This is a genomic window from Pseudomonas sp. McL0111 (genome assembly GCF_052567255.1).
Genome location: NZ_CP199585.1, coordinates 4,156,916 through 4,170,031, shown reverse-complemented (window position 1 = coordinate 4,170,031; position 13,116 = coordinate 4,156,916). Strand labels below are relative to the sequence as shown.

Sequence of the window (13,116 nt, the reverse complement as noted above, 5' to 3'; positions counted from 1 at the left end):
GGGATAACCTGCTGTAAATACTGAAAAAAAGGAGCGCGCAGCAGCGAATCCGTGCGAGTTGCGCGCAGCCCGGAAAAACTAAAACATCGGGGCGTGGGTGTCTGACATGGGAAGCGGGGACAAGCCATTGGCTTGAGCACCGCTCCCACAGGATTTGGATGTCAGAGCCTTCGTTTGCGGTTCAGGGTGGGGATGGTGGTTGCCGGGATGTCGATCTTCTGCGCCTGATTGCGGGTGTTGGCCGCCAGTGCCGCCAGCGTCGGCTGACTGAACAGTGAGCGAGCGTCGGCGTGCAGTCCGGCCTGACGCATCCGCGCCACCAGACTGACTGCCAGCAACGAGTGCCCGCCAAGTTCGAAGAAGTTGTCGTGGCGTCCGACCTGATCGACCTTGAGCACCTCGGCCCAGATCTGTGCCAGTGCACTTTCAACCTGCCCTTCGGGCGCCTGATATGGCCGGTTGAGCACGGCGTCTGCCCCCGGTGCCGGCAAGGCTTTGCGGTCAACCTTGTCGTTGGGGGTCAACGGCAACGCGTCCAGCAGCACAAACGCACCGGGCACCATGAACTCCGGCAAACGTTCCAGTACGTGCGCCCGCAAAACTTCAAGGCTCGGGGCGGCAATTCCGGCGCGCACGGTGTACCAGGCGACCAGGCGTTCATCGCGCACCAGCACCAGCGCTTCACGCACGGCCGGATGTTCGATCAGCCGCGCTTCGATTTCTCCCGGCTCAAGTCGCAGGCCACGCAACTTGAGCTGAAAGTCGTTGCGCCCCAAAAACTGCAAGTTGCCATCGGCGTCGTAGCACACCAGATCGCCAGTGCGGTACAGGCGATCACCCGCTACAAACGGGCTGTCGATGAAGCGCTCGGCCTGCATCTCGGGCAGACCGTGATAACCGCGCGCAACACCGACGCCGCCGATGTGCAACTGACCGCTGACGCCGAGCGGCACTGGCTGATCGTGCTTGTCGAGGACGTACAACCGGGTATTGCACAGCGCCTTGCCGATCGGGATCACACTCTGCGGCACCGGCATGTGCGGCTCCAGTGTCCAGCCGCTGCTGTCGACGGTGGTTTCAGTCGGCCCATAGACGTTATGCAATCGCACCCACGGCAAGCGTTCGCGAACACGCCGGGCCAGCGCGACGGTCAGCTCGCCACCGCCGTTGAGCACATCGGTCAGGCTGGTGCACTGATCGACGTCGTCCTCTTCGATGAACTGCTGCAGCAGCGCCGGGACGAACTTCACCACGGTAATCTGCCGCTCGCGAATCACTTGGGTCACATAGGCTGAATCGCGATTGCCGTCCGCGCGCGCCAGCACCAGACGCAGGCCGGAGCACAGTGGCCAGAAGATCTCCCAGACCGAACTGTCGAAACTGTATGGCGCTTTTTGCAGCAGCGCGCCGTGCGGGGTGGGCGCAGAAATTTGTGAACCCCAATGCACCATGTTGCAGGCGCTGCGGTGCTCGATCATCACGCCTTTGGGCTTACCGGTAGAGCCGGAGGTATAGATCATGTAGGCCAGATTCGAAGCGCTCAGACCGGGCACTTGCGGGTTGCTTTCGGCTTGTTCGCGCCAGGTGCAACGGTCGAGTTCAATCAATGGCAGGTCGAGATCGCCAAGCAGGTTCCGGCTGGCGGCATGCACCAGCACCGCCACCGGAGCGCTGTCCTGCAACATGAAATGCAGTCGCTCCGGCGGATAGTCGGGGTCCAGCGGCACATAGGCGCCACCGGCCTTCAAGATGCCGAGCAAACCGATCACCAGATCGAGCCCGCGTTCGACGCAGATCGCTACCCGCGAATCCGGCTCTACGCCGAATTCGCGCAGGTGATGAGCCAGTTGATTGGCGCGCTCATTGAGTTCGCGGTAGCTCAGGCTAAGCCCGTCTGCCTGCAAGGCTATGGCGTCTGGCTTGCTCCGGACTTGAGCTTCGAACAACGCCTGAATTGGTTGTTGCAGAGGACAATCAACTTCCGTGGCGTTGAACTCGACCAACAGCTTTTGCAACTCTGCGTCTTGCAGGATCGGCAAACCATTCAAGGGCTGTTGCGGCGCGCTTTCGAGCGCCTGCACCAAGCCGCTCAGTGTCGCTTGCACGTAACCGCAAATCCGCTTTGCGCCGATACCCGACAAGGTCCTCGCGGTGATCCGCATGCCGTTTCCGAGATCATCCACACTCAAGGTCAGCGGGTAATTGGTACGTTCTTCGTTAGCCAGCGTCTCGATGCCGTGGCGGGCCTGACGGGAAGGCTCAAGCAATTCAGTCTCGGCAGTGTGTCGATAGTTGAGCAAGGCGCTGAACAACGGCGACGGTGCCGCAACACCGCTGCAACGCTGAGCAAGCGCCAGTGAAGCGTGTTCATGCCCGAGCAATGCCGTCAGTCGCGTATGCGTCGCCTGAACGGCAGCGAGCACACCGGCATCGACATCAATACGCAGCGGCAAGGTGTTGATGAATACGCCTAAGGCGCGGTCGGCACCCTCGCCCCCTTGCATGCGGCCCATCAGCACGGTGCCGAATACCACGCGATCCTGCCCCGACGTCACCGCCAAAACCCGCGCCCACGCAAGGTGAATCAGGCTCGCGACACTGACCCCCGACTGCCGCGCCTGACTGCGCAAACGCTGATACAGATCGCCGTCCAGCGTTTGCTGCGCCTCTTCGATACCGCGTCCATCGCCCTGCACTTCCTGCAAGCCGAACGGCAAGGTCGGCTCGTCGATATCCGCAAGCATCTCGCGAAAGAACGCTTCGTGCTCCTGCTCACTGACACCCAGACGCGTCTGCGCCACATAGTTGCGATACGGCACAGGTGCCGCCAGCGGTTCGGCCTGCCCCGACAGGCTGGCCAGCATCTCGCTGCGCATGCCTTCCAGCGCGATATGGTCCATGGCCAGGTGATGGAACAGCAAAATCCCGACCACTCGACCGAGCGCCGGATCACGCGCATACACCAGACGAATCAGCGGCGCCTGACTGACGTCGAGGCGATAGCGCCGGGCGTCGAAGCGTGCATGCAATTGATCGATGATCGCACCCTGAGCCGGGTCGAGTTCGACTTCCTGCACCGGCAATATCGCGTCGCGCCAGACCACCTGAACCGGCGTCACCAGCCCTTCCCAAACCACTGCGGTGCGCAGAATATCGTGGCGTGCCATGACCTTTCGCAGAGCATCGGCGAAGGCTTCGACGCGCTCGACACTGTCGAATGCCAACTGCGATTGCAGCAGGTAGGGATCACCCTGCGCGGCGGTGATGTGATGGTAGAGAATGCCTTCCTGCAACGGCGCCAGCGGATAAATATCCTGCACATTGGCAGCCCCGCCCGGCACTGTGGCGACGATTTGATCGATGTCCGTTGGCGTCAGTTGCACCAGCGGCAAAAGCTCCGGGGTGATGTGCGTGCAATCGGGCGGGATGAGATTGGCCGGGACTTCGACTTCGCGCCCGGTGCCCACCGCAGCGGCTTGCGCTGCCAGAGTTGGCTGACTGAACAGCACGCGCACGTCGCTGCTCAGATCAATCTGGCGCATGCGTTCGATCAGGATCACCGCCAGCAACGAATGGCCGCCGAGTTCAAAAAAATGATCGTGGCGACCGACCCGTTCAACCTGTAGCACCTCTGCCCAAATCTGCGCCAGCGCGGTTTCAACGTCGCCCTGCGGCGCTTCATAGACTCGGCGGATCAGCGCTTCCGGGCCCGGCGCTGGCAAGGCTTTGCGGTCAAGTTTGCCGTTGGCGGTGAGCGGCAGACTCGCCAGGCGCACATAAGCGCCCGGCAGCATGGCGCTGGGCAGACGGCTTTTCAGGTGCGCGTGCAATTGGTTGATGTCCAGCGGTTCGGACTCGGTGAACCAGGCCAGCAGTTGCCCGTCACGCACCAGCACCACGGCCTCCTGCACCGCGTCATGGCTACTGATCGCCGTTTCAATCTCGCCCAATTCGACACGCACACCGCGAATCTTCACCTGATCGTCATTGCGCCCCAGATATTCCAGATTGCCGTCGTCACGCCAGCGCGCAAGGTCACCGGTGCGATACATGCGGGCGTTCGGCTCATCGCTGAACGGATCACGCAGGAAGCGTTCGGCGCTCAGTTCGGCCTGGTTCAAATACCCACGGGCGACACCGACACCACCGACGTACAACTCGCCGGTAACGCCTGGCGGTAGCGGTTGTTGTTGCTCGTCGAGCAAATACAGCGTGGCATTGCTCACCGGTTTGCCAATGTGCAGCGCCTGCCCCGCTTCGATTTTCCCTGACGTGGCGACAACGGTGGCCTCGGTCGGGCCATAGTTGTTGATCACCTGAAAAGACTGCGCGCGGGTGAACTGGCGCAAGCGATCACCGCCAATCAACAGCGTGCGCAGGGTCGGATGCTCAAGGTTCTTGCTGAAGGCATATTCGGCAATCGGCGTCGGCAGAAAACTCACCTCAAGCGGCTGCGCGCGCCACCAGTCGAGGAGCGCATCGACATCTTCGTTACCGTCACTGGCGGGCGCCAAATGCAAGGTGGCGCCCACGCACAGCGCAGGCCAGACTTCCCACGCCATGGCATCGAAACCGAATCCGGCGAGGCTTGAAGTCTGCGAGCCGGCGCGCAGATCGAAAGCATCGCAGTGCCAATCGACGAGGTTGCACAGCGTGCGGTGCTCAACCATCACGCCCTTGGGCAAACCGGTGGAGCCCGAGGTGTAAATCACATAAGCCAGATTCGACGGTGTCAGTCCGGGTACTTGCGGATTAGCGAAATCAGTCGTCGGCCACGTGCGCTGGTCCAGTTCAATCACCGGCACTTGCAGCGACGGCAACTGCCCGCGCACAGCGCTTTGCGTCAGCACCGCCACGGGCGCGCTGTCGCCGAGCAGATAGCTCAAGCGTTCGGCCGGGTGCGCCGGGTCAATCGGCACATAACCAGCGCCGGCCTTGAGAATCGCCAACAGCCCGACCAGCGTATCCAGCCCGCGACGGGCGACGATGGCCACGCGATCATCCGGGCGCACACCAAGACCGATCAGATGATGCGCCAAGGCGTTGGCTTGCCGATTCAACTCGGCATAGGTCAGCCGTCGCCCCTGAGAGATCGCCGCCACTGTATCCGGCCGCTCGCACGCCTGGACTTCGATACGCTGATGAATCGTCTGCCCCTGCGGATATTCGACGCGAGTGGCATTCCACTGCTGCAACAGCGCGGTCTCCGCCGGAGTGCCAACGCTGAAATCGGTCACTGGCAAATCGATGTTTTCCAGGCCCTGCTCGAGTATCAACAACAAACGCTGAACGAACGCTTCGACTTCGTTTGCCTCGAAATACTCCGGGGAATAGACCAGATGCAGCCATGCCTTGTCGTTGAATCGATTGCTGCGCAAATGAATCGCCAGCGGGGTCGCTTCATGTTGATTGGAAACTTTGACCACATGCCCGGGGGCCTCGCCGTAGCGATAGTCATGGTCGTCCTGCTCATACGAGACCGACAGTTCGAACAGCTGCGAACGGCCTTCGCCCAATAGCCCGAGCGCCCGGTTCATCTCGCTCAGGGGATACCGTTGATGACGAAAATCCTGCTTCAAGTCATCGCCGATGGCCTTGATCAGCTCCGCGAACGACACGCTGCGGCCATAGCGCATGTGCATCGCGCTGACCTGCGTAAACAAGCCAAACATGGTCTTGAAGCGGGCGCCGGAGCGATTGAGAATCGGCAAGCCGACGATCCATTCGTCACGCTGCAAGGTTCGGCTGAAATACACATGCAGCGCCGCCAGCAGCACATGGAACGCCGAGCCGCGAAGCTCACTGGCAGCGTGTTTCATGCGCTCATGCAACATCGCGGGAAACGCCTGGATGTGCACGCGACTCGGCGCCACATCCTGCTCGGTGCTCACCCGATAGCGCGCGGTCAGCAAAGGTTCAGGCACGCTGCGGTACTTGTCCAGCCAGTACGCCCGGTCTTGCGCATAACGCGGCGAGTCGCGGTAGCGCTGACCATCATCGATAAAGTCGACATAGGACGACGCCGACCGCTCCGCCGGCTGCCCCTCGCCGAGCGCGCTGTAAATCTCCCCCACAGCCTTGAACAGCAGACCGAAACCCCAGCCATCGATGATCAGGTGATGGGCCTGAGCGGCAAGCCAGTAACGTTGGTGACTGAGCCGGATCAGGCAAAAACGGAACAGCGGTTGCCCCTCCAGCGCATACGCCTGCGCCATCTGCTGTTCGACCAGAGTCTGAGCTGCTGCCTGGGGATTGGCGTGGGTGGAAAAATCGTAATACGGCATCAACACCGGCAGTGACTCGGCAAACCGTTGCAATGGCAAGCCATCCGCGCCGGCACCGGGCAACAGCACGGTGCGCAACGCATCGTGCCTGGCCACCAGAATTTCGAGTGCTGCGGCCATCCTTTCCGCGTCCAACGCACCATTTAGCTCTACATAACCACCGATGTTGTACAAGGGTGAGTCGCCCTTGCTCAATTGATCAAACCAGATATCCCGTTGGGCGGCGGTCAGGGGGAACGTCTCGGAAGTCACGGACAGTTCGCCCGCCGCGTTCGCAGAAGTAGGCTGCATAAGATCCTTCTCATGTGGTTTTGGCGGGTATTCAAGCATCGGCCCCTTTGCCGACGTGACACCTGAAACCCGGACAACCCACGTGCTCGCACACGTCACCAACCTGAACCTTGCAGGCCAGATCTAAAAGCTCGGAGAGGAAAATCTGAAAAGTTTGTAGGAAATACGCCACACGCCAGCGCCGCCATTTACCCGCGTGTTGAACACTCGAAGAACATCAATTCCCGGTTTACGGGGCTTCGGCGTGACCACTCAGTCATCAGGGACGCCGTTTGTTTAACAAACCCCGCCAATATCCCAGCGCCAACTTTCAGAAATGCTGGCACTTTGTGTCCCTGATTTCCCCTACAGACGCAGGACAAATCCATAGGCTTAAATCCCGCTCCAAACCTGTTCAAGGAGAAATGGTTGCGTGAGCGGCTTTTGCATATACGGCGGACGACTCGGCGAAGACTCTAAATCAAGGATGACAAGGACATGAATCTGACCGGCAGCATTCGCAACATGGAAAACCCGCACTTCTACTGGCAACTCGGGGAATTGATCGCAAGCACTGGCGACGATCACTTTGCCTCCAACATGTTCCAGTTGGTCGACACGCTGGTGCCGGTCAACCGCGTCGATCTCAGCGAGTGGACCCTGGACGAACGGCAGGCCAGCGTCGTCGAGATCAAACCGCTGGGCAGCGCCGGCCTACCGCAGGCCTTTCCCCCGCCCGATCCGCTGGAGCGTCCTGACGATCATCCGCTGCTGGAAAAAATGATCGAGATGAATGACTCGCTGCTGATTCAACTCAAAGCCCCGCCCCGGCCCCGACACCCGCTGCACAGTGCCCATCAATGCAATCTGGTGTCGCGCACCTCGAACCGTCGCTGCGTTATCTCGTTTTACCGACCTCATACGCATCGGGTGTTTTCCTTGCCGGAGTTGTCGTTCCTCAAAAGCCTCTCCGACACCCTGCTGCCGCTGATTGAACGGCATGCGCAGATCAGCCGGCAAACCGATGCCAGACAACCGCGCCCGCTTTCGACAGATATGGAGCAGGCACCGTTGCAGCAGGTGTTCGACGAACGCCTGGCGTTGGGTGGAATTGTTTTATCGGCGCGGGAAAAAGAAGTCTGCCTCGGTTTGCTGACTGGCGGCACGGTGCCGCAGATGGCGCTGAAACTGCGGGTAAAAAACAGCTCGATCGAGACCTACCTCAAACGCGCGACCGCCAAGCTCGGAGTCAGTGGCCGGCATGGTCTGGCGAAATGGATGGCCGGCGCCTGAACCGGCTGGAACACACAAATAACTTGTTGCAAGCTCCTGAGTGACATCAGGCCATTCTTTATTAACGAGGTCGTTGATGCCCGCCTTGCGTATGTCTCTTCTGTCCATGGCAGTGCTGTTGGGCGGTTGTTCCTTGATTCCCGAATACCAGCGCCCTGCCTCGCCAAGTGCCGCGCAGTACCCGCAAGGACCGGTTTATCCAGCGCCGACCCGGGCCGCGACCATGAGCGCAGACTGGCGCACGCTGTTCAACGATCCGGCGCTGCAACAGTTGATCGAAAGTGCACTGGTGAACAATCGTGACCTGCGCGTGGCGGCACTGAACGTCGAAGCCTTTCAGGCGCAATACCGCATTCAACGCGCAGATCTGCTGCCCGCCGTGTCCGCCAATGCCAGTGAATCGCGCCAGCGGATGCCGGCCAGCGTGACCCGCAGCAAAGCGATGATCACTTCGACCTACGGGGTCAACCTCGGTGTCAGTGCTTATGAGCTGGATTTTTTCGGTCGGGTGCGCAGCCTCAGCGAGCAGGCGCTGCTGACCTGGCTGTCGACCGAAGAGGCCCGGCGCAGTGCCGAGTTGAGTCTGGTGGCCAACGTCGCCAATGCCTACCTGACCTGGCGCGCCGATCAGGAGCTACTCGAATTGACCCGCCAGACCCTCAGCGCCGACGAACGCAGCCTGCACCTGACCACGCGCAACCGCGAGGCCGGCAAGTCGTCGGCGCTGGATCAGATTCAGGCGCAGACCAGTGTCGACAGCACCCGCGCCAGCCTCGCCCGCTATCAGCGCCAGGTCGCGCAGGATCTCAACGGCCTGACCCTGCTGGTCGGTGCGCCGGTTTCCGAGGCTCTGCCGGGGCGCCCGCTGGCCAGCGATCTGCTGCAACAAGTGCCGGCCGGGCTGCCGTCGGATCTGCTGCAACGGCGCCCGGACATTCTCGAAGCCGAGTACAAGCTCAAGGCTGCCAACGCCAATATCGGCGCGGCGCGGGCGGCGTTTTTCCCGAGTGTCAGCCTGACCGCCAATGCCGGCACCTCCAGCCGCGATCTGTCCGGGCTGTTCAAGGGTGGCTCCGGCGCTTGGACGTTCCAGCCGCAGATCAACCTGCCGATTTTCAATGCCGGCAGCCTGCGGGCGAGTCTGGATTATTCGAAGTTGCAGAAAGACATTCTGGTCGCCGATTACGAGAAATCGATTCAGACCGCGTTTAAGGAAGTCTCCGACGGACTGGCCGCGCGCAGCACCTATCAGCAACAACTACAGGCACAACGCGATCTGGTGCAAGCCACGCAGGACTATTACGACATGGCGCAACACCGTTATCAGAGCGGCGTCGACAGCAGTCTGGTGTTCCTCGACGCTCAGCGTTCGCTGTTCAGTTCGCAGCAGGGCCTGATCACTGACCGGTTGGCGCAACTGGTCGCCGAAGTGAACCTGTACACCGCGCTGGGCGGGGGCTGGAGCGCCACAGATCCAAAAGTCAGGTGATTCCTCGTCACTTTTTCTTACACCTTTTGTCGCCCTGCGACACCCTGTCAGCCGATCGAAAACCGACTCGCCGGTTCAGTTTGGTATCATGCGCCGCTTTTACGGTTAACCCGCCCGCCAGTCCTGCCGACTGACGGGCTCCAAAGGGCGGTATCAGATGACGGCTTTGTTGACTCGCCGCAAGGTGCTTGCAGGAATGGGTGTGCTCGGGCTCGGCCTGCTCGCCGGCTGCGACACCCGCGGCGAACTGTCGTACAAGTACGGCAAGGATCTCAGCGACAAGATCCTCGGACGCACCTTCAAACTGAAGAACACTGACGGCGAGACCATGTCGCTGTCGAGCTTTCGCGGCATGATGCCGATGATCTTCTTCGGCTTCACTCAATGCCCGGCGGTCTGTCCGACCACCCTCGCCCGCGCGGCGAAAATCAAGAAGCTGATGGGCAAGGACGGCGACCGCCTTCAGGTGATTTTCATCACCCTCGACCCTGAACGCGACACGCCGCAAATCCTCGATGCCTACATGAAAGCCTTCGACCCGAGCTTCGTCGCGCTGTACGGCACACTCGAAGAAACCAAGGCCACGGCCAAGGAATTCGACGTGTTCTACGAGAAAGTCCCGGCCGGCGACACCTACACCATCTCCCACACCTCCACCAGTTACGTCTACGACTCCCGTGGTGGGTTGCGCATGGGGCTGTCCACATCGCTTTCGGCAGAAGAATGCACGGAAGATTTGCTTACTGTTATGGAGGTTTGCTGATGCACCCCGTTCTGAACAACATCAAACGCGCCGTGTTCGGCCTGTCGCTGCTGGGCCTGGCGTTCCAGGTATCGGCGCAGACCAAAGTCGACGACGCCTGGGTGCGTGCCACCGTGCCAGCCCAGTCCGCCAGCGGCGCGTTCATGACCGTCACCGCCGACAGCGACAGCAAACTGCTCAGCGTTGCCTCGCCAGTGGCCAAGGACGTGCAGATCCACGAAATGACCATGAAGAACGAAGTGATGAGCATGGGCCCGGTTAAATCCGTGGACCTGCCGGCCGGCAAGGCTGTCAGCTTCGACCCCAACGGCTACCACGTGATGCTGATGGGCCTGACCGGTCAACTGAAAGAAGGCGAAAGCGTCCCGCTGACCTTGACCGTGGAAGACGCGAAGGGCGAGAAGCAGACCATTGAAGTGAAGGCAGCCGTGCGCTCGCTGACCAACATGGAAGGTCACGATCACAGCAAAATGCATTGATTGCTGACTGATCGGTAATACCTGCGGGGCGGCATGATCGGTGATCATGCCGCCCCGTTTTTTTGAGGCCCTAACCCGGCTTACGGAAAGTGCTGATCGCAGCCCGGGTCTTTAAACAGCCTGAAACAATAAATCCCCTGGCGGGATGACTCCGCCACCCCGTCACTTTGCGCCTGACACGAGTACCAGCCCCGCTCTCAGCCAATCTGCCCACGAGGCCGATACCAGAGCAGCTATGTGTTTAAAAGGGCGATCAGACAGCCGACCCTTGGTATCATCGCGCACACTTTTATGACGTTTTAATGGCTGGAAGGTCTTTTTTTGTGAGCGTTCTTTTACACGCGTTGCGGCATCCTCATGCCCGCCTCTTTTCCCTGATTTTTCTGGTGCTGATCGTGCCCGTGTGCCTGCGCGCGGCACTCGGCTGGTCGTCGCCACTGGGTTATGTGTCGGATCTGGCCATTGGTTCGGCACTGGTGGTGCTTTTGCATCGTCGCCCACTGTGGCTGGCGCTGCCGGTGCTGTTGTTCTGGGGCCTGTTGGCGGTGGCGACGGCAGAATTGGTGAGCGCCGTTGGCAGGCTGCCCAACCCTTCCGATCTGCATTACCTGATTGACCCGCAGTTTGTGGAGAATTCGACCGGCGGCGGCTTTGCCCATCCGGCGCTGGCCATTGCCTTGCTGCTGTCACTGATGTTGTGGCTGCTGACCCGTTTCGCCAACCGCACCCAACCCGTCCCGGCCCTGCCCCGCGCAGCCTGGAGCGTACCGGTTGTACTGTTTGTCGCGCACTGGGGCGGGCAAAACCTCTGGCCGAACGACGCCGATGCATGGCGCCTGTACAACTTGCCGCATCAATTGCTGGCGACTCAGGTCGCCGATATGCAGATGCAAGCCGAGGAATGGCTCGATGGCGACGTCGTCGAGGAGGCGCCGGCCATGGCCGGCCTGACCGATCTCGACCTGAGCGGACACAAACTGCTGACCGCACCAGGCCAGGCGCGCAATGTGTTGATCATTACGCTCGAAGGCATTCCCGGCGCTTACATCGGCGCCAATCGGGAGGCCATTGGCAGCCATTATCAGGAAAACCTGATGCCCAACCTCAGCCGTTGGGCCGAACGCGGCATGAACACCCCGGATTACGTGCTGCATACCCACCAGACCATCCGTGGTCTTTACGCGATGCTTTGCGGCGATTACGACAAACTGAACAACGGCACGCCCAAAGGCGTGGAGATGCTGACCCAGCACGAACGCAATCAGGCTTGTCTGCCGGCGCAATTGCGCAAAAACGGTTTCGCCACGCACTACCTGCAGGGTGCCGGCCTGCGCTTCATGGCCAAAGACAAGATCATGCCGCACATCGGTTTTGATGCGACCCACGGCCTGGAATGGTTCACCAACGCCAACTATCTGGAATTCCCTTGGGGCAAGGATGACAAGGCGTTCTTCGAAGGTGCGCTGGACTATGTCGGCCAGCTTAAAAAGCACAAGCAGCCTTGGATGCTCACCCTGCTGACCGTCGGCACGCACCAACCGTATTCGGCGCCGGAAGATTATCTGGAACGTTACGAAACGCCGAAACAGGCGGCAGTCGGTTATCTGGACGATGCGCTGGACCAATTCCTCAGTGGACTTGAGCGTCAAGGCGTACTCAAAGACACACTGGTGGTTATCACCTCCGATGAATCCCACGGCATCGACGGCGTGCGCCTCGCTTCCTCCTGGGGTTTCAATTTGACGCTGGCGCCCGAGCAGGAACAGTTGCCGCGCTTGAACGCCGGGGTCTACGGTCACGTCGATCTGAGCGCTTCGATCCTCGACTACTTCGACTTGCCGGTGCCCTCCGCGCTAAGTGGCCGTTCGCTTTTTCGCGATTACGACTCGGGCCGCGAGATCATGTCGTACACCAACGGCAAGCTGCGCTATCACGACGGCCGAGGCATCCTCGCCGAATGCGACATGCCGCGCCGTTGCCGCTATTACGCCAGCGAAGGATTCATCGCCGAAAGCGCGACCTACAAAGGCAATGTCACCGGCCAGCGCGCCCGGCAAATCGCCGCTCGCGCCAACGCGTTGGACCTGTCGCTGCTGCGCTCGCCGCTGAATCATCAATACCAGTTCGGCAGCACCAACGTCATCCCGCTGCAAGCGCAGATCAAGGATGACTGGGCCGACAACCTGATCGGCGCGCAATATCTGGAAATGCCCAAAGGCTCGCACACCCGCGTGCGCCTGACCGTGCGCTCGGTCGATCCACAGCAGGCGGCGTACATCCAGCTCAAGGCCAAAGAGTTCGAACAGGACGTGCAACTCGGCCTGCCGACAGAAATGGTAGCGACGGCCGATCAGCCGCTGGAGATGGATTTCAGCTTCGACAATCCGCAACAGCGCAAAGCTTTTTCCTTCCACTTGCTGGGGTATGGGCTGGGCGCGGTTGAGGTGACGGATTTCAGTGTGATCACTGAACTGCCGGGGCAGGAAGATTTGATGGACGATGTGCCGGAAGATGACACCGCGCAGTCCAGCTGAGGAT

6 protein-coding genes are annotated in these 13,116 nt (G+C 60.6%); 5 read left to right on the top strand and 1 reads right to left on the bottom strand.

Translation table 11 applies throughout. The annotated features are described in order from the left end of the window. Positions 1 to 161: 161 nt before the first annotated feature. Positions 162 to 6,575, bottom strand: a complete 6,414-nt coding sequence (locus ACTWLJ_RS19130; RefSeq protein ID WP_445177993.1) for an amino acid adenylation domain-containing protein — start codon at positions 6,573 to 6,575, stop codon at positions 162 to 164. 477 nt (positions 6,576 to 7,052) lie between these two features. Between ACTWLJ_RS19130 and ACTWLJ_RS19125 the strand changes: the two genes are divergently transcribed. The 5 genes from ACTWLJ_RS19125 (at position 7,053) to ACTWLJ_RS19105 (ending at position 13,112) form a co-directional block, all read left to right on the top strand. Beyond that, entirely contained in the window at positions 7,053 to 7,847 is a 795-nt protein-coding gene (locus ACTWLJ_RS19125) for a helix-turn-helix transcriptional regulator (RefSeq protein ID WP_445177992.1), read from the top strand. Positions 7,848 to 7,923: 76 nt separating this feature from the next. Beyond that, a complete protein-coding gene (locus ACTWLJ_RS19120; RefSeq protein ID WP_445177991.1) occupies positions 7,924 to 9,336 on the top strand; it encodes an efflux transporter outer membrane subunit in 1,413 nt (470 codons plus the stop codon). A gap of 157 nt (positions 9,337 to 9,493) precedes the next feature. After that, entirely contained in the window at positions 9,494 to 10,099 is a 606-nt protein-coding gene (locus ACTWLJ_RS19115; protein ID WP_401208791.1) for an SCO family protein, read from the top strand. Further along, complete coding sequence (locus ACTWLJ_RS19110; protein WP_401208788.1) at positions 10,099 to 10,578, top strand: copper chaperone PCu(A)C; 480 nt, start codon at positions 10,099 to 10,101, stop codon at positions 10,576 to 10,578. The genes ACTWLJ_RS19115 and ACTWLJ_RS19110 overlap by 1 nt, the downstream gene beginning before the upstream one ends. Positions 10,579 to 10,880: 302 nt before the next feature. Further along, positions 10,881 to 13,112 (top strand): LTA synthase family protein, encoded by a 2,232-nt coding sequence (locus ACTWLJ_RS19105; RefSeq protein WP_445177990.1) that lies wholly within the window; start codon positions 10,881 to 10,883, stop codon positions 13,110 to 13,112. Positions 13,113 to 13,116 lie beyond the last annotated feature (4 nt).